Below are 16,892 nucleotides of genomic sequence, written 5' to 3' on the forward strand. Positions count from 1 at the left end.
TGCTTCGATAAAAACCTTGCGTTATCGAGAGGTTCGCACGCTGACGTCAGTCAGGCGTGGGCCAAGCGTATTCAAGGGATAAGATCATGGCAAAGATGGTCACGGTGTTCGGCGGTTCGGGGTTTTTGGGCAAGCAGGTGGTGCGTGCCTTGGCCAAACAGGGCTGGCGGGTGCGCGTGGCGGTCCGCAAGCCGACCATTGCCTATGATCTGAAGCCGTTGGGCGATGTCGGGCAAATCCAGGTGGTGCGTTGTGACGTGCGTCGCGAGGCAGACATCGCCAGCGCGCTGGAAAATGCCACGGCCTGTGTCAATCTGGTCGGCACCATGTATCAAGGCGGCGGCCAGGGTTTCGATCTGGTCCACCGTCAGGCCGCAACCTGGATGGCGGATATGTGCAAGCAGCGCGGCATTGGCGATTTTGTGCAGATGTCGGCATTGGGGGCCAATCCCGAGGCAGCGTCGGCCTATTCCGCCAGCAAGGGCAAGGCGGAAGTCGCCGTCCGCAAGGCTCTCCCGACAGCCGTTATCCTGCGTCCGTCGATCCTTTTCGGTCCGCAGGACGGATTTTTCACATCGCTGGCGGCGCAGATTAAGATGTTCCCCGTCATGCCGGCGATCGACGGTGGAGAAACCAAGTTCCAGCCGGCCTATGTCGGCGATGTCGCGGCGGCCGTGGCGCGCGTACTTGGCAACACAGATGCCTATGGCCAGACATTTGAGCTGGGTGGCCCAGAGGTTTTCACCTTCAAGGCTCTGGTTCAATATGTCGGTACGGAGGTCATGAGCCCCCGTCCGCAGATATGGACGCCGGTCATTGTGGCTCGTCTTATCGGTTTGGTTGGAGACGTTCAGGCATGGGCGCGCGGTATCGTGCCGGTGATTCCGGCGCCGCTTCTGACCACGGATCAGGTGTTGCTGCTGGCGGTCGATAATGTAGTGAGCCAGGGGGCCAAGGGCTTTAATGATCTGGGCATCGCTCCGACGGCGGTGGAATCGATCGTGCCGACCTATCTCTGGCGCTTCCGCAAGAATGGCCAGTTCGCGGTTGCCGCCCAAGGCTGAGGTCGCGCTGCAGGCGATAGGCTGTAGGTTTATGTCGCGCCCGTAGTCTGCTCCATAACTTAGCTGTTACCTCGGTGGTAACGCTTGCGTCGGCTGGCGAAGGGCTGGCTGGACGCCAAGACCGCGCACGGCGGTCCGGTAACCGGCTATTTGCCGCTGTGGCCCAAAAGATAAGTCATACTTTTCTCCACTGTCGGTAGATATCATTTCTTAACCACACCTGCGTAATTTTCACATAATCGCGTTTTTTGATTATGGGTCCCATCATGAAATTTTCCATAGGCCATAAGCTCGCTGCCGCATCTTTGGTGTTTGTTTTGGCAATGGGAGCATTTGTTGCGGGGGCGTGGGCGTCTTTGTCCCATCTACGCCACCTCCAAAATCGCGGCATTGTACTTATGCAAACGTCAGCGGCGGCGCAAGCCCTCTCTGGTCAAGGCGCGTCCCTGTACCAGATCATAGCCGATGCTCAAATCAATCACGAGCTGGACCGGACGCAAACGGACTGGGCCATGGAAAAGAGCCGGACGGAGGCCTTGTTCGCCGACTTACGTGGTCAATTGAAAGAAGCCGATGAGACAGCGCTTCTGGACCAGGCGATGACGGGATACCGCAATTATATAAACATGTTCGAGTCCGAGATGATGCCTGTACTGAAGGCCAGCGACGTGCTGACGCTCCAGTCTCGCGCGTTGGACGGTCAGATTGACGAAGCCTGCGTCAAGATGGTCGACCCGCTGATGGCGTTGTCAAAGCTGACAGTCGGCAAGGCCAATCAGGCTGACGCCGATTTCGATAAATTATCGGGTCGGATTTTGATGATCGGGAGCCTCATCGGTGTTTTGGCACTTCTGCTAGGCAGTACCATCAATTTTGTGACGGTCCGCCATATCTCCGTTCCTCTCAAACGCCTGGCCGGTCTGCTCCACAAACTGGTCAGCGGCGAGACTGTTGCTCAGGTGCCTTACGAAAATCGTCGGGATGAGGTCGGAGACATCGCGCACGCCGTGTTGGCGTTCAAAGATAATATAGCCGCGGTGGCGAGGCTGGAAGCAGAGCAGTCTGCTGTGCGCGCCAGGCTGGAAAGCGACAATGCCCGCGCCTTACAAGTGCTGAAAAGCGCCGAGGCATTCGAACGCCAGATCAAGTCTGTGGCGGCGCGTGTTGGGCAAACCTCGACCGACTTGAATATGGCAGCCCACAATCTGGATCAGGCCGCACGCGATGCCGATATGCGGTCGACCTCAATGGCGAGCGCGACGTCTCAATCGTCTTCCAATCTGCAAACGGTCGCGTCTGCCACCGAAGAGCTATCGGCCTCGATCAACGAAATTAGCCGCCAGGTTGAAGAGACGACAATGATGACTCAGGCGGCGACGGCAGAGGCACGCCGGACGGGTCAAACGGTCGACAATCTGACTCAGGCTTCGTCGAAAATTGGCGATGTCGTGGCGCTTATTCAGGACATCGCCTCTCAGACCAACCTGCTGGCGCTGAATGCCACTATCGAAGCGGCCCGGGCGGGTGAAGCCGGCGCCGGTTTCGCCGTAGTGGCCGGAGAAGTGAAGAACCTGTCAGCTCAGACCTCGCGCGCCATAAGCGAAATTCGTGACCACATATCGACCATGCAGAGTGTGACCGAAGAAACGGTCGGATGCATCAAATCGATCAGCCACACGATCGAACGTATCGACGCCGTAGCGACCTCAATCGCCGCGGGCGTCACTCAGCAATCCGCGGCCACAGCCGATATCGCCAATAATGTTGCCCAGGTGGCCAATGGCGCGGATACAATCAACGAGGATCTGAGCCAGGTGTCGCGTGCGTCGCAGATCACAACCGAAACGTCGGCCGAAGTGCTCAAAGGCGCCGGCAGCCTGTCGGAACAGGTCAAGGCCATGTCGGAAGAGGTCGATGCCTTCCTGGGCCTGATCCGCGTTCAAAAAGCAGCGTAGGGACCGATAAAAAAGCCCGCCGGTTAGGGCGGGCTTTCTGCACTAGTAGTGCCGATCTTAGTGGCGCCAATCTTAGTAGCGGTAGTGATCTGGCTTGAATGGGCCTTCGACCGGCACGCCGATGTAATCGGCCTGTTCCTTGTTCAGCACGGTCAGCTTGGCGCCCAGCTTGGCCAGGTGCAGCAAAGCGACCTTCTCGTCCAGATGCTTGGGCAGAGTGTATACCGACTTGTTATAGCTCTTGCCGTTTACCCAAAGCTCGATCTGGGCCAGGGTCTGGTTGGTGAACGATGCCGACATGACGAAGGACGGGTGGCCGGTGGCATTACCGAGATTGACCAGGCGACCTTCGGACAGGACGATGATCTTCTTGCCATCCGGGAATTCGACGTGGTGGACCTGCGGCTTGATCTCGTCCCATTTGTAGTTGCGCAGCGACGCGACCTGAATTTCCGAGTCAAAGTGACCGATATTGCAGACAATGGCATTGTGCTTCATCTCGCGCATGTGTTCGAGGCGCAGCACGTCCTTGTTGCCGGTCGCGGTGACGAAAATGTCGCCGACGGCCGCCACTTCCTCGACTGTGCGGACTTCATAGCCTTCCATGGCGGCCTGCAAGGCGCAGATCGGGTCGATTTCGGTGACGATAACGCGTGCGCCGCCGTTACGCAGCGAGGCGGCTGACCCTTTACCGACGTCGCCATAGCCCAGGACAACGGCGACCTTGCCGGCCAGCATGACGTCGGTGGCGCGGCGAATGGCGTCGACCAGGGATTCGCGGCAGCCATAGAGGTTGTCGAACTTGGACTTGGTCACGCTGTCATTAACGTTGATGGCGGGGAAGGGCAGGTCGCCCTTTTGCGCCATGGCGTAAAGGCGGTGAACGCCGGTGGTGGTTTCTTCCGATACACCCTTGATGGCGTCGCGGATGGCGGAATAGAAGCCCGGCTTTTCTTTCAGGTAGCGCTTCATGACCTTGTAAAGCGCTTCTTCTTCTTCGTTCTGCGGATTGTCGAGCAAGGTTGGGTCCTGTTCGGCCTTCGGGCCGAGGACGCAGAGCAGGGTGGCGTCGCCACCGTCGTCGAGGATCAGATTCGGGTATCCACCGTCATGCCATTCGAAGATCTTGTGGGCGTAGTCCCAGTATTCTTCCAGCGTTTCACCCTTGATGGCGAAAACCGGCGTGCCCGTGGCGGCGATGGCGGCGGCGGCGTGATCTTGGGTCGAGAAGATGTTGCAAGATGCCCAGCGCACTTCCGCGCCGAGGGCCTGCAGAGTTTCGATCAGTACGGCCGTCTGGATCGTCATGTGCAGCGAACCGGCGATACGGGCGCCCTTCAGGGTCTGGGTCGGACCGAACTCCTCGCGCGTGGCCATCAGGCCTGGCATTTCGCCTTCTGCGATGTCGATTTCCTTGCGGCCCCAGGCCGCGAGAGACAGGTCTTTTACAATATAGTCAGCCATGGTCGGTTTCCGTTTCAAGAGATATGAAACGGCTTATAGCCGCCCGCGCGGAAGTTGGCAATAAAGATATAAAGATGTCTTTATATGATTTAGTAGTAGTCTTGGAGCGTCAAGGTCCGCGTTTCGCCGCTGGCGATGGTCAGGCGCACGCTTTGTCGGCCTGGATCGCGTTTCCAGTCGTCAATGGCGGCCATTTGCGCCACCGGCGTGCCGTCTATGGCGGTGATCAGGTCGCCCTTGCGCCAGCCGCCCGCTTCTGCAGGACTCTGCGGCGCAACAAAAATGACGTTCAGGCCGTCGCCTTGCGGCAGGTAGGCCAGGCCAGACCGTTCGCGATCGAAGGGCCGCGCCAAATGGTCAGGCGTGGTCGATATCCATAGACGACCGGCTTCGATGTCCCAAAAGGATCGTAGTCGCAGGAAAAAGTCGAGGCCCAGATTGACGTCGTAGGTAAGCCGGTTGTCGGAAATTTCGACCGGTATGTCCCGAAAGGTCAGCCCGCCGAAGGTGGCGCGGTCGACGCTCGACATCGTGATCTTATGCAGTCCGGTGACATCTCCGCCCAGCCATTGCGATGTTTTGCGGCCTGTCAAGCCATTGCGCTGGGCCCAATCGGCTTTCAGGATCAAGGGCGTATTGCTACCGGTATCGACGCTGGCGCGGACCGGAACGCCGTCGATTTCCATGTCAATGGCAAGGCTGCCGTTTGTGCTGCGGTTGAGCGCCAAGGCCGTCATGCCGGCCAATGGCGGTTGCCGCGTCTGAAAGGTGGCGCGTAAACCGGGCCCATCCAGGTCCAGCCTGTGTCCGTCCAGAATATCACGACCGACAATCATGTCGCTGGTCAATCCGGCCTGTTTCAACGGCATGATCATCAGCGGCGCGGTATAGGCGGTGTCGCCCGCCGCGATCAGAACGGGTGCGCTTTGCGCAGCGCGGATCGATTTGTAGATGGCATCGCCCTTGCGTTCGCGATCGATGCTTAGGCCCAGGCTGGCGGCCACACCACTGTCGATCAACGAGGCGCTGGCGCCGCAATCGAGCACGCCCGTGAGCCGCCGGCCCTTCACGATCACTGGCATGATCAGCCCCTCATTGCTGAGGCGCAGACCAAAACCGGCAGGCGCCGCATCGGCGTGAGGGGCCAGGCCCAAGGCGGCAATACCGGTCAAGAGATGGCGGCGGTTCATTTGCATGGAGTCTGAATAGCAGACGATAAGGGCAAAAAGGGGGTGCCTAAGTGGCGCCGATGGATTAGATCATGGCGTGAAGCTAAGGAATTGATGATGAATGCTCCCGCCTTTTCCCTGCGCCACGATTGGACCCGTGACGAAATTGCCGCCCTTTTCGACCTGCCGTTTATGGAACTGGTTTTCCAGGCGGCGAGTGTTCACCGTCAGCAGTTCGACCCGTCCGAGGTGCAGTTGTCTCAGCTTCTATCGGTCAAGACGGGAGGATGTGCCGAAAATTGCGGATATTGTTCGCAGTCGGCGCACTTCGACACAGGCCTGAAGGCGTCCCGGCTGATGGCCGTTGACGCTGTATTGGCGGAGGCGGGAAAGGCGAAGGCCGGTGGCGCGCAACGGTTTTGCATGGGCGCCGCCTGGCGCGATTTGAAAGACCGCGATGTGCCGGCGCTCGCCGCCATGATCGGTGGCGTCAAGGCGATGGGCCTGGAAACCTGTGCCACACTCGGCATGATCACGCCCGACCAGGCGCGGGCGCTGAAAGCGGCAGGCCTCGACTATTACAATCACAACCTCGATACGTCGCCTGAATATTATGAAAGCGTGGTAACGACCCGCACCTACGCCGAACGGCTCGATACGCTTCAGGCGGTGAGCGATGCCGGCATGAAGACCTGCTGTGGCGGCATAATGGGCATGGGCGAGGCGCGCGCGGATCGGGTGTCCTTCCTGCATCAACTGGCCACCTTGCCGCATCATCCGGATTCGATCCCTATCAACAATCTGGTCGCCATATTGGGCACGCCTTTAGGTGATAAGGTCGGCACAGAGCGCGGGATTTCGGGTCTGGAATTCGTGCGCACCATAGCGGTGGCACGGATCGTCTGCCCGAAATCAATGGTGCGACTGTCGGCGGGCCGAACCGAGATGAGCGAAGAGCTGCAGGCCTTGTGCTTCCTGTCCGGCGCCAATTCGATCTTTATTGGCGACACCCTGCTGACGACGCCCAATCCGCAACCTGGCACGGATGCCCACCTGTTGCGTGAACTGGGCCTGCGCCCGATGCAATCGTAGCCCACTTCAAAATTGCGGGCATGATCTGGCGAAGACGGGTTCTGTATGCTATTTGCGCGGAATGAAAAAAGAAAAGAAAAAGGACGCCCACCGGGGCGCCAAGGTTCAATCCGCCGCCGAAATCGTCCGCCAGCTGAAACAGATTTACGGTAACGCCGTCGCCAATCTCCAGGCCGACCTGCATGCTTATCTCGAACGCAAGGAAAGGCCGTCGCGTCATCTGCGCAAGGAGGGGCGTTACTGCTACCCGAAGCTGACCGTTGTATGGAAAGGCGTTTACGACGATGAAGAAGAGGGCGTTGTCCTCGATCATCGCCATCCGCAGGTTAATCGCGCCTTTGCGCGCTTTTCCCGGCCGGGGAGCTATTCCAGCTCGATCACGCGTCTGGATATCTTCGGCGACTATATCGAAGAACAACTGAATTTTTTGATCCGCGATTACGGCGCTGATTGTTCGGTGTCACTATCCAACCAGGAAATACCCTATCCTTACGTCCTCGATGGCGCCGGGCTCGACCTCAATAGTGTCTCAGCCATGGACCTGTCGCGGCATTTTCCGGCCACGGAACTGGCGCTCATCGGCAACGAAGTGGCCGACGGCATGGATTTCATCGATAGTCACGGCCATCGCCCCTTGGCTCTGTTCGATGGTCTGCGCACCGATTTCTCGCTGGCGCGCCTGCGCCACTATACAGGCACGCCGGCGGACCACACTCAGGGCTATATCCTGATGACGAACTATAATCGCTACGTCGATGTATTCGTCGCCTACGCCCTGGAGCAACTGCAAAAGCCGGACAGTCCCTATACGGCCCTGTCGTGCTGCGGCAATTTCGTCGTCACCAAGGACACGGTCAATCCGCTGGAGCTGATCGTCAACTCACCCTGGCGCGCCAAGCATCAGATGCCGGCCTATCACCTGATGGCGCCGGACGGTCGCGGCATAACCCTGGTCAATATCGGTGTCGGCCCATCCAATGCCAAGAACATCACTGACCATCTGGCCGTCATGCGTCCGCATGCCTGGCTAATGATCGGCCATTGTGGCGGTTTGCGCGCGTCGCAAAGCATTGGTGATTATGTCCTGGCGCACGCCTATTTGCGTGACGACCATGTCATGGACGATGTTCTGCCGATCGAAATCCCTATTCCCCCGATCGCCGAAGTCCAGCAGGCCTTCCATCAGGCATCCGTACGCATCACCGGCCAGGACGGAGACGAACTGAAAAAGCGTTTGCGCACTGGCACGCTGGTCACGACCGACGATCGAAACTGGGAACTGAAATACAGCCTGTCCGCCCGCCGGTTTTCGCAGTCGCGCGCCATTGCCATTGATATGGAGTCGGCCACCCTGGCGGCGCAGGGCTATCGCTTCCGTGTCCCCTACGGGACGCTGTTGTGTATTTCGGACAAACCGCTGCATGGCGAACTGAAGCTTCCGGGCCAGGCCAACCATTTCTACGAACGCGCCATCGCCGAGCATATCCAGATCGGGATCGAGACGGTGAGTATTCTGCGCGACTTTGGGGCACGCCTGCATTCGCGCAAGCTGCGCTCTTTCGATGAGCCGCCGTTCCGGTAAGCGTTATGCAAAACAAAAGGAGCGGGTTGCTGTGACGCAATCCGCTCCAGTCAGATCAATGGACCTCCATCCATAGGGTTCATCCGTAGCGGGCGGGCGTCGCCGCGATCGCGGGCGGTGCAGGCTTGTCGCTGGTGGCTAAATCCTGATATCATTTTGAGCCCTTTGGCTTTCACTATCGAATCAAGTTGCTGTGAATGTTGCCGTTTTCGGCGATCGACCTGTCCTGTAGCGCCGTGAGGGCTTTGCCGTACGAGCCGCCCGGCTCGCGGCTTGACGGCTGGCTGGCCCATGCCTTGGCGGCAGGCTTCCTCTCCGATGGCGGCCCATTGGGCCGCTACAGCTATCTGATGGCGGAGCCGGTGGCGCGCGCCGAGCTAACCTATGACGATCCGCGCGAAACGACGGCCTTTTTGGCCGAAGTCACGGCTGCGATCACGCCGGATAACGAAATACCAAAAATCGGTGACGCGGCCATTCCACCGTTTACCGGCGGTCTGGTGGGAATGGCCGCGTTCGAACTCGGGTTGCGGCTGGAAGCCATGAAGCGCCGGCCCTTCCGCATCGAAGGTCGCAAGGCTTGGCCCGAACTGATCGTGCTGTGTTATCCGGCGGTCTTGGCATTTGATCATCACCATCAGACGTTGGTGGTTATAGGCCGTGGGGCCACACCCGCCGAAGCGGCGGCAGCGCGCGATCGGCTTGTCACCCTTTATGAAGGCACACCGGTTTCGGCGGTTGTGTCCGGCAGGTTGGTCGACGGCGCCTTGTGTCTTGAAACGCCCGACGGCGTGCACGAGGACAAGGTGGCAGCCTTGATTCAGCAAATTCATGCCGGGGATCTCTTTCAGGCTAATCTCGCGCGGGGATGGACTGGCCGCCTGCGCCGGGGAATAAGGCCCGGTGCGGTAATGGCCGCATTGCATGCGGCGGGGGCGGCGCCATTCGGTGGCTTTCTGGGACTGGATGAAAGGTTCGTGATTTCTAATAGTCCGGAACGATTCATTCGTCTCGATGCCGGCGGTCGTTTGGAAACCCGGCCGATCAAAGGGACACGTCCGCGCGGTCGCACGGCAGGGGAGGATAGGGATCTCGCCGCTGAATTGAGCGCCAGTGAAAAAGACCGTGCGGAAAATCTGATGATTGTTGACCTGATGCGGCATGATTTATCGCGCGTCGCAGACGTAGGCAGCGTCACTGTGCCGGCATTACATGTACTCGAAAGCTATCCAAACGTGCATCATCTGGTATCGACCGTGACAGGGCAATTGCGAGCCGATAAGACGGCGGCGGATGTGATCGCCGCGACCTTCCCGCCAGGATCGATCAGTGGAGCGCCCAAGGTCCAGGCGATGAAGGTCATTCACGAGATGGAAGCGGCGCGCGGGCCTTATTGCGGGTCGCTGTTCTTTATCGATGCGGGCGGTGCTATGGACTCAAATGTCCTGATCCGCACCTTGGCGATGGAACGTGACGAGGCCGGCAGATGGAATATCCGCGCCTGTGCCGGCGGTGGCATTGTCGCCGACAGTGTGCCGCGTGCCGAGCGTATCGAGACCGAGACCAAGTTGTCCTTGATCAAAAGGGTGCTGGAAGGCTAGGCGCGCGGGTTATGGTGTTGGACATGAGGGGCATAGCACCGCCGAGCCGTTACGCGGATGGTGGTAGAAGGCGTCCTTGAACTGCGTGCCGGTGGGCACAAAAAACCCGCCTAGCGGTGACGTATAGTCGTACTGGACTTCCGTCATGACAAGGCTTTCCCCGGCTGCGATCTGTGTGGTTGTGATGGCCGTGATCTGCGTGCCCTTTTTATTATGCGGATAGGCAGATTCCTGAGAAGATACACTCCAGTTGACAATCGCATGGTTGGTCGCATCCATTGTGACGGATGTTAGTCGCATCTTCAGGCTTGAGCCTGATGCAGTATCGGGCAGCATACTTTTACCGATCTGCCAGAGATCGCTGATATTGTCGGTGGTCAGGGTCTCCGACTGCGCTGCCAGGTCGCCGACGGTCGCGGCCAGGTGGGATGTGCGGCGCGACGCCATCATGCCCAGGGTCAGTTCGGCGAGGCCGAGATAGGCCGCGACCAGAATCGGCGCGACGAGGGCGAATTCGATGGCGGACACGCCGCCATTGTCTCGGGCGAATTTACGGCCAAACGCTTTCAGCGTAGCGATGTGGTTGAGACGGCGCAGGGATATCATCAGAAGGGCTCGTTTCTGAATACGGAACTGGACCGGATAACGACGTCGTTATTACTGAGCGTGGTAAGCCCTGCTGACAGGAATGGCGTGAACATTGGCCACTCGTAATAGGCGTTAACCATCTGGATTTCGGAACCGGCACCGATGGTGTACGAGAAATTCGAAGCGGGTATGAACTGGCCGTTTTGAATCGCCGTCGGCGCCTTTACATCATTAAAGGTTTTGAAGGTAGAGACATCGACGCGCAGGCTGTCGACGCAACTGGCGGACAACCACCCCATATTGTTACAGATCTTGGCTTTGAAGGCCGTTGCGTTCGGGGTGTTGGCCATGGTTGTAAGGCCGGTGCGTATGTCGCGCGCCGCTACATCGGTAGCGTTATCAAGCGTGACGGACAGCAAAATAATCACAGCCAGTTCAATGCAGCCGCATATCATTACGATCAATGGGCCGGCCACCAGCGCGAATTCCAACGCCGCCGCACCACGCGTGTCTTTAACAGCCCGCTTCATAGTTTTGAATTTGGCAAGCATGATAGCCCCGCGCCTTCTGTTCAGCTAGGCCGGATACTACGATGTCTGCGTCAATAGTCCGTTAAGGGCGCAAATCCTTCGGGAAGGTGCCCGAAAGCCTGGCAGCATATCAGTGGCTGACCGACTGCATGGCGACCGGTGAGCTGGTAACCACTGGCGTGGCCACTGGCGCCGGAGGGGCAGAAGCGCTCGTGTTTTCCGAAGTAGCGTCTTCCGATATGCAGACATTGGAGCAGACGGTCAGGGAAGACTTCAGACCCTTATAGACGTTGATGGCGCCCTTTTGGGCGGCATTGACGATGATTTCGCCATCGAACAGGGTGCGGCCATCACGTCCGGTGACAGTGACGGCGCTATTTCCGAAGCCCTTGCCGACAATATATATAGTCCGCGAGTCAATCACCTGTACATCGGCAATGTCCGGATTGGCGACGATCACCGCCCCAGCCGAACCGTTGAGTGTGACGCGCATTGTGTGGTTTTTGGCGACCGTAAGGCGTTGGCCGGCTTCGGCCGTACCGGTAAGGGCCGCTGCACAGGCAATAGAGGCTGCCAGAATACAGAGTCGCGTTCCAATCATGTGTTTCGTCATTCTAGGCTCGTATCCCGTTATGCTTTCAGGTGCTTCGTTACGATCATAATGCATCCGCACACTATGAGTAGCGCCCATGAGGTGAGGGTCTTGTTATGAAAGAAGGTAAACAAGAAATCTTTAAATTTGCTAAACGTAATATTAACGTCAAAAAAATCCTATAAATACAGCATTAATATTGCTTAATTAAAGTTAAGGTTAATTACAATTAATAGTAATTATATATTAATCATAGAATAATTTGAAATTTTCTTTTCTGTTTACTTGGTTTTAATCATGGGCATTTAAATTGATCTCGTGTTCGGGAGCAATTGAGCCGGTTATCGGTGGCCCGATACGACAAACGGTTCAACTGCTTATTATCAAACTTAACCTGGAGAAAATCACATGACCAAGTTCCTCAACCAATTCGCTCAAGACGAATCCGGCGCCACGGCTATCGAATATGGCCTGATCGCCGCTCTGATCGCTGTTGCCCTGATCACCGTTCTGGGCACTGTCGGCAGCAACCTGACCGGCACGTTCTCGAAGGTCGCCGCCAAGCTCGGCTAATACCCAGACGAGACGGCAACCCTTATGGGGTAACCTGACTGCAGGCCGCAGATTGAATGATCTGCGGCCTGTTTCTTAAGGAAGAGAACCCAATGCTAGGCAAATTTTTAAGAGATGAAAGCGGCGCCACGGCTATCGAATATGGTCTGATCGCTGCTCTGATCGCCGTTGCCCTGATTACGGTTCTGGGCACCGTCGGCAGCAAGTTGACAGGGACCTTCTCAAAGGTCGCCGTCAAGCTCGGCTAATACCTGAATGGTACGGTGGCCCAAACGGCGACCGGATTACAGGCTGCAGATTAAATGGTCTGCGGCCTGTTTCTTAAGGAGAGAAGGCAATGCTGGGCAGATTTTTAAGAGATGAAAGCGGTGCTACGGCGATCGAATACGGTCTGATAGCCGCGCTTATGTTTCTGGCTTGCATGACCGCGTTTTACGCCTTCGGTGACAGCGCCACGGCTATGTTCAATCGGATTGGCACAGCGATTACACAAGTAACCAATCGCCCTTGATGTCAGATATACTGACGAACCACCATCAGTACCTTAATACATTTATAGAGCAACGAGCCTTGGGGTTTCCCTAGGCTTTTTTTATTTATTAACCGGACCTACGAATAGGACATCCTTAACCGCTGCACTGTTAGAACGCTTGGCCTGTTAATCATATCAAGGTTCGCTTCCGTGCCGATCACGACCCTATTAACCGTCATATATCCGATCTGTCTGATTTGGGCGGCCTATTCCGATATTACCACCATGAAAATTCCCAATCGCCTGACGTTTGGTCTGGCGATCGCCTTCGTTCCGGTCGCCTTATTGAATCAATTTTTCGGGCAGCCGTTGAGCGTCCAGGATTGGGGGCTTCATTTTGGCATAGGCTTGGCCGGTTTGGTATTGGGCATGGCTCTGTTCGCCTTCCGTCTCATGGGCGGGGGGGACGCCAAACTGATCGCCGCCGCCGCGCTCTGGGTGGGGCCGGGTATTCAGACCTGGTATAGCGCCTTCGTGGCCTTGTTAATCTATACAGCCCTCTTCGGTGGCGTGTTGTCCATTGTCATTATTTTGGCGCGAAAGCTGTTTTGGGGCTTGAAGCCGAACCTGCCGGAATGGGCGGGGCGTCACCTGGAGGCCAAGGGCGATATTCCTTATGGCATCGGTATTTGCGCGGGCGGTCTGTTTGCTATCGGCGAAAGTCAATTTCTCCACGCCCTTAAGTTTTGGTCCTGATTCGGTCCGCGGATAGATCCGCAAAGCTCTGGCGCGAAACTGACCCGTGTATGGAAACCATCTAAATCTCGGCAAAAATTACGAATTTACCCCTTGGCAAGCATTCTTTAGGCGAACGTTAACTAACCTTAAGCGAAGATTCCCTAAGGCAAGACATCAAACTGATTTGGTCCATATAGAAATTCGCAGGTGCGGAGACCAGATATTTCAGGGGAATTGGGTAGATGAAGACGTCACGATACGTCGTATTCGGTATAGCCGCCGTCGCTGCGCTTGTTCTGGCATTTCTTGTCCGCGGTATGATCGGCGGAAAGGCCACGCACGAAGCGGCGGCAACGGTTCAGGCGCCTGCGGTACCGACCGCGCGCGTTCTGGTGGCGACTCGCGACATTCCGGCCGGTACCCGTCTGGTAGACGGCGACATGGCGTGGCAGGATTGGCCAGTCAATACCCTCAACCCTGCCTATATCGTCGACGGGGGGCGCCCGGAAACAGGGGCCTTGTCATCAGCGCCTGCCTCCGGTGCCGAGGACGCGGCGGCGAAGGGGCCGGTCGCGGTCAAGAAGCCGGGCAATGGCGTGCTTCAGGCCGTGGCGGACAAGGTCGCGCCGTCGCCGAGTAAGGAGGCCTATGTTGGCGGCGTGGTACGCGAGGCCTTGCTAGCCAATGAACCCATTATTCCTGCTAAGATCGTGCGCGCTGACGAAGGCGGCTTCATGGCGGTGATGCTCAATCCGGGCATGCGTGCCCTGGCCGTACCGGTCAGCGTCGACAACACGGCCGGTGGCTTTATCCTGCCGGGTGATCGCGTTGACATACTGGCGACCCATCAGACGCCGCGTCAGGGTGGTGGCAGTGGCACCATCGATAGCGTCCAACCGGTCTTGCGCAATATCCGCGTTCTGGCGATCGACCAGCAGGTTTCCGCCGAAGAGGGTAAGCAAAGCGTCATAGGTGCCACGGCTACGCTGGAAGTAACGCCGATCGATGGTCAGATACTGACCCTGGCCAAGGCATCGGGCACATTGTCGCTCATGTTGCGCTCCTATGCCGATGCCGCCGGCCCGTCCGGCGCCGTTATCCAGGAACCTGTTGGTGCCAGTGATCAGGCTGTCCGCGTTATCCGCCCCGGCTCGACTTCAGAGGTGTTGGTGTCACGATGATCTCTAAAATCCGTAAAACAGCTATTCTGAGCGCGGGCGCCGTCCTGAGCGCTGTCGCGGTGTTTGGCGCCGGAGCGGTTTCGGCTGAACCGAAGGCCTATGCGAACACATCTGGCGGCTATTCAGGCGCTGCGTCCGGTGTGCAGGTACAAACCGGGGCACCCGCGAAGGTTCAGGTATTGAACCTGCCCAAGGGGCGTTCGGCGGTTATTGACCTGCCGGTTGACGCGTCCGATGTCTTTGTTTCCAATCCGGCTATCGCCGATGCCGTGTTGCGCACACCGCGTCGGATCTTCGTGCTGGGCGTTGCCTCAGGCAGTTCGGACGCAATCTTCTTCGACGGCATGGGCCGGCAAATCCTGAATCTCGCCATACGCGTCGATACGCCGACCGACGGCCTCAGCGATACAATTAGCCGGCTGTTCCCCGACGCTCATGTCGAGGTTCAGACGATGAACGGCTATGTCGTATTGTCGGGCATTGCCCAGAACGACGGTCAGGCGGCGCAGATTTCGCGGTTGGCTGAAAGCTATGCTGAAAAACCGGAAAACGTGCTCAACATGATGAGTATTGCGGGTAAGGATCAGGTAACGCTGAAGGTCCGCATTGTTGAGGTCAATCGGTCGGTTATCAAGCAACTCGGCCTGTCGACGGACATTACCTATAGCTACGGCACGCAATCCTACAGTTTCGGCAATTCGTCAGGCTACAGCACAAATGGTTCGTTCCAGGGCGGCAAGGGCGCCTGCTACAATCAGGCAGGCACGGCCACCTATAACGGGACCAATACGAATATCGTTGGGACCCCCGGCGTGCCGGGTAACTCCAGCACGACGACCAACACCGGGACTGCGTCCTATGGTGTGACAAACAAATCCTGCCTGCAGGCGTTTGAACGCGTCGGTTTGGCGCGCACGTTGGCAGAACCCAACCTGACTGCCGTCTCTGGTGAGTCCGCAAAATTTTTGGCCGGTGGTGAGTTCCCAGTACAAGGGGGGACAGATTCGCAAGGCCGCGTTTCTGTTCAATTCAAACCGTTCGGTGTCGGTCTGGGCTTCATGCCGGTTGTCTTGTCTGCCGGACGAATTTCCCTGAAAATTTCCACTGAAATATCCGAGCTGACCAATGTTGGCGCCTTGGTAACGGGTAGCCTGACCATTCCGGGGCTGACGGTGCGCCGTGCCGAAACCAGCGTGGAAATGCAATCAGGTTCATCACTGATGATCGCCGGCCTGCTTCAATCCAAGTTCAAGCAGTCGATCGACAGCCTGCCCGGATTGACCTCCGTGCCGGTGATTGGCGCGCTGTTACGTTCGCGCGACTTCCTCGACGACCAGACGGAAATGGTTGTTCTGGTCACGCCGTATATTGTCGATCCAACGCATCCCGCAGACATGCAGACGCCGGCGGACAATCTGCGTCCGGCGAACGATCTCAATGCGGTCTTCATGGGTAACCTCAATGAGATCGTCAAGAAAAAGGGCGGCCAAATCGCTGGCGACGCCAACGGACAGACCGCTGGTTATCAAGCACCCGTCGGCTACGTGATTGAATAGGAGCTGTCATGACTGCATTTCTTTTCAAACCCGCCCTCAAACTTGCCGTCTTGTTGACCGTCTCCGGCTTCGGCTTGGCTGCCTGCACGACGACAACGGGCAGCCACGCCAATCTGAACACGCCCAAGCCTGTAACGCCAATTGATCAGTATCCGCTCCAGGCGCAAACCCTTCGTAAGACGATCAACCTGCGTATCAATCCCAATGGCCTGTCGCAGAATCAGCGGGTCGCGCTGGATCAGATAGCCGATAAGGCCAATTGGATAGATGGCGAACCGGTAAATGTCGAAATCGTCACCAGCGGCGAACCGGCCGCAATTTCAGCCGGTCGCGGTGTCGTCTCATATCTGCGCGGCCGCGATGTGGCAGAACCGAATTTGACGATCCTGAGCGCCCGTGAACAACCAACCGATATCATAACCGTCAATATGGTATTTTACCGGTCCCGGACTTACGCCTGCAATCAGTCTTGGGAAAACCTCACCCAGACCTTCAATAATGGGCCCTATGACAATTTCGGCTGTGCGGTGAACGCCAATCTTGCCGCCCAGATTGCAGACCCGCGTGATCTGGATAATCCGCGTGCAGCGACACCCAAGGATGCCGCTCGGAAAACGACAATCATAGGCAAGTATCAGAAGGGTGAAGTGACATCGGCGCAGGCCGATTCCGCGTCCGACGCAAAGATTTCGCAAGCCATCAACTAACACACCCGAATCGACCCCCGGCCAGCAA

The 16,892-nt window shown here is 57.5% G+C and carries 17 protein-coding genes; 12 read left to right on the top strand and 5 right to left on the bottom strand.

The features are described 5' to 3' along the window. Positions 1–86 precede the first annotated feature (86 nt). Both RCJ00_RS14455 and RCJ00_RS14460 read left to right on the top strand, forming a co-directional pair. Positions 87–1,064, top strand: coding sequence for a complex I NDUFA9 subunit family protein (locus tag RCJ00_RS14455; protein ID WP_316222821.1), 978 nt, complete (start codon positions 87–89; stop codon positions 1,062–1,064). 398 nt (positions 1,065–1,462) lie between these two features. Next, complete coding sequence (locus tag RCJ00_RS14460; protein WP_316222822.1) at positions 1,463–3,019, top strand: methyl-accepting chemotaxis protein; 1,557 nt, start codon at positions 1,463–1,465, stop codon at positions 3,017–3,019. A 72-nt stretch (positions 3,020–3,091) separates the two neighbouring features. Here RCJ00_RS14460 and ahcY read toward each other — a convergent pair whose 3' ends face one another. Next, positions 3,092–4,483 carry an adenosylhomocysteinase gene (gene ahcY, locus RCJ00_RS14465; RefSeq protein WP_316222823.1) on the bottom strand — a complete coding sequence of 464 codons (1,392 nt, stop codon included), beginning with the start codon at positions 4,481–4,483 and terminating at the stop codon, positions 3,092–3,094. A gap of 89 nt (positions 4,484–4,572) precedes the next feature. After that, positions 4,573–5,673: an aspartyl protease family protein gene (locus tag RCJ00_RS14470; protein WP_316222824.1), complete on the bottom strand. Its 1,101-nt coding sequence runs from the start codon at positions 5,671–5,673 to the stop codon at positions 4,573–4,575. A gap of 96 nt (positions 5,674–5,769) precedes the next feature. Between RCJ00_RS14470 and bioB the strand changes: the two genes are divergently transcribed. The 3 genes from bioB (at position 5,770) to RCJ00_RS14485 (ending at position 9,927) form a co-directional block, all read left to right on the top strand. Then, complete coding sequence (gene bioB, locus RCJ00_RS14475) at positions 5,770–6,744, top strand: biotin synthase BioB (protein ID WP_316223623.1); 975 nt, start codon at positions 5,770–5,772, stop codon at positions 6,742–6,744. A gap of 61 nt (positions 6,745–6,805) precedes the next feature. Further along, on the top strand, positions 6,806–8,326 hold the full coding sequence (locus tag RCJ00_RS14480) for an AMP nucleosidase (RefSeq protein ID WP_316222826.1): 1,521 nt from the start codon (positions 6,806–6,808) through the stop codon (positions 8,324–8,326). A gap of 197 nt (positions 8,327–8,523) precedes the next feature. Beyond that, a complete protein-coding gene (locus RCJ00_RS14485; protein ID WP_316222828.1) occupies positions 8,524–9,927 on the top strand; it encodes an anthranilate synthase component I family protein in 1,404 nt (467 codons plus the stop codon). A 9-nt stretch (positions 9,928–9,936) separates the two neighbouring features. On the opposite strand, the gene RCJ00_RS14490 is transcribed toward RCJ00_RS14485, so the two are convergent. The 3 genes from RCJ00_RS14490 to RCJ00_RS14500 form a co-directional block, all read right to left on the bottom strand. Next, complete coding sequence (locus tag RCJ00_RS14490; protein ID WP_316222829.1) at positions 9,937–10,533, bottom strand: TadE/TadG family type IV pilus assembly protein; 597 nt, start codon at positions 10,531–10,533, stop codon at positions 9,937–9,939. After that, entirely contained in the window at positions 10,533–11,066 is a 534-nt protein-coding gene (locus tag RCJ00_RS14495) for a TadE/TadG family type IV pilus assembly protein (protein WP_316222830.1), read from the bottom strand. Before RCJ00_RS14495 ends, RCJ00_RS14490 begins: the two co-directional genes overlap by 1 nt. A gap of 109 nt (positions 11,067–11,175) precedes the next feature. Next, entirely contained in the window at positions 11,176–11,658 is a 483-nt protein-coding gene (locus tag RCJ00_RS14500; RefSeq protein WP_316222831.1) for a pilus assembly protein N-terminal domain-containing protein, read from the bottom strand. A gap of 387 nt (positions 11,659–12,045) precedes the next feature. Here RCJ00_RS14500 and RCJ00_RS14505 point away from each other — a divergent pair, with 387 nt between their 5' ends. The 7 genes from RCJ00_RS14505 to RCJ00_RS14535 all read left to right on the top strand — a co-directional run bounded on the left by RCJ00_RS14505 (position 12,046) and on the right by RCJ00_RS14535 (position 16,864). After that, on the top strand, positions 12,046–12,210 hold the full coding sequence (locus RCJ00_RS14505; protein ID WP_316222833.1) for a Flp family type IVb pilin: 165 nt from the start codon (positions 12,046–12,048) through the stop codon (positions 12,208–12,210). 92 nt (positions 12,211–12,302) lie between these two features. Then, entirely contained in the window at positions 12,303–12,458 is a 156-nt protein-coding gene (locus tag RCJ00_RS14510) for a Flp family type IVb pilin (RefSeq protein WP_316222835.1), read from the top strand. An 89-nt stretch (positions 12,459–12,547) separates the two neighbouring features. Beyond that, positions 12,548–12,721: a Flp family type IVb pilin gene (locus tag RCJ00_RS14515; protein WP_316222836.1), complete on the top strand. Its 174-nt coding sequence runs from the start codon at positions 12,548–12,550 to the stop codon at positions 12,719–12,721. Positions 12,722–12,892: 171 nt separating this feature from the next. Beyond that, complete coding sequence (locus RCJ00_RS14520) at positions 12,893–13,438, top strand: A24 family peptidase (protein ID WP_316222838.1); 546 nt, start codon at positions 12,893–12,895, stop codon at positions 13,436–13,438. 224 nt (positions 13,439–13,662) lie between these two features. Beyond that, positions 13,663–14,601: a Flp pilus assembly protein CpaB gene (cpaB, locus tag RCJ00_RS14525; protein ID WP_316222839.1), complete on the top strand. Its 939-nt coding sequence runs from the start codon at positions 13,663–13,665 to the stop codon at positions 14,599–14,601. Continuing rightward, positions 14,598–16,157 carry a type II and III secretion system protein family protein gene (locus tag RCJ00_RS14530; RefSeq protein WP_316222840.1) on the top strand — a complete coding sequence of 520 codons (1,560 nt, stop codon included), beginning with the start codon at positions 14,598–14,600 and terminating at the stop codon, positions 16,155–16,157. Before cpaB ends, RCJ00_RS14530 begins: the two co-directional genes overlap by 4 nt. 8 nt (positions 16,158–16,165) lie before the next feature. Then, entirely contained in the window at positions 16,166–16,864 is a 699-nt protein-coding gene (locus RCJ00_RS14535; protein ID WP_316222841.1) for a CpaD family pilus assembly protein, read from the top strand. Positions 16,865–16,892: the final 28 nt, after the last annotated feature.

It is taken from the genome of Asticcacaulis aquihabitans (genome assembly GCF_032490435.1).
Classification (GTDB): Bacteria; Pseudomonadota; Alphaproteobacteria; order Caulobacterales; family Caulobacteraceae; genus Asticcacaulis.

Coding starts and splice junctions, on each gene's coding strand:
- RCJ00_RS14495 (WP_316222830.1), bottom strand. CDS start 11,066: ATGCTTGCCAAATTCAAAACTATGAAGCGGGCTGTTAAAGACACGCGT.
- RCJ00_RS14500 (WP_316222831.1), bottom strand. CDS start 11,658: ATGACGAAACACATGATTGGAACGCGACTCTGTATTCTGGCAGCCTCT.
- RCJ00_RS14515 (WP_316222836.1), top strand. CDS start 12,548: ATGCTGGGCAGATTTTTAAGAGATGAAAGCGGTGCTACGGCGATCGAA.
- RCJ00_RS14505 (WP_316222833.1), top strand. CDS start 12,046: ATGACCAAGTTCCTCAACCAATTCGCTCAAGACGAATCCGGCGCCACG.
- RCJ00_RS14535 (WP_316222841.1), top strand. CDS start 16,166: ATGACTGCATTTCTTTTCAAACCCGCCCTCAAACTTGCCGTCTTGTTG.
- RCJ00_RS14480 (WP_316222826.1), top strand. CDS start 6,806: ATGAAAAAAGAAAAGAAAAAGGACGCCCACCGGGGCGCCAAGGTTCAA.
- RCJ00_RS14530 (WP_316222840.1), top strand. CDS start 14,598: ATGATCTCTAAAATCCGTAAAACAGCTATTCTGAGCGCGGGCGCCGTC.
- ahcY (WP_316222823.1), bottom strand. CDS start 4,483: ATGGCTGACTATATTGTAAAAGACCTGTCTCTCGCGGCCTGGGGCCGC.
- RCJ00_RS14510 (WP_316222835.1), top strand. CDS start 12,303: ATGCTAGGCAAATTTTTAAGAGATGAAAGCGGCGCCACGGCTATCGAA.
- RCJ00_RS14460 (WP_316222822.1), top strand. CDS start 1,463: ATGCAAACGTCAGCGGCGGCGCAAGCCCTCTCTGGTCAAGGCGCGTCC.
- RCJ00_RS14485 (WP_316222828.1), top strand. CDS start 8,524: ATGTTGCCGTTTTCGGCGATCGACCTGTCCTGTAGCGCCGTGAGGGCT.
- RCJ00_RS14470 (WP_316222824.1), bottom strand. CDS start 5,673: ATGAACCGCCGCCATCTCTTGACCGGTATTGCCGCCTTGGGCCTGGCC.
- RCJ00_RS14455 (WP_316222821.1), top strand. CDS start 87: ATGGCAAAGATGGTCACGGTGTTCGGCGGTTCGGGGTTTTTGGGCAAG.
- bioB (WP_316223623.1), top strand. CDS start 5,770: ATGAATGCTCCCGCCTTTTCCCTGCGCCACGATTGGACCCGTGACGAA.
- RCJ00_RS14490 (WP_316222829.1), bottom strand. CDS start 10,533: ATGATATCCCTGCGCCGTCTCAACCACATCGCTACGCTGAAAGCGTTT.
- cpaB (WP_316222839.1), top strand. CDS start 13,663: ATGAAGACGTCACGATACGTCGTATTCGGTATAGCCGCCGTCGCTGCG.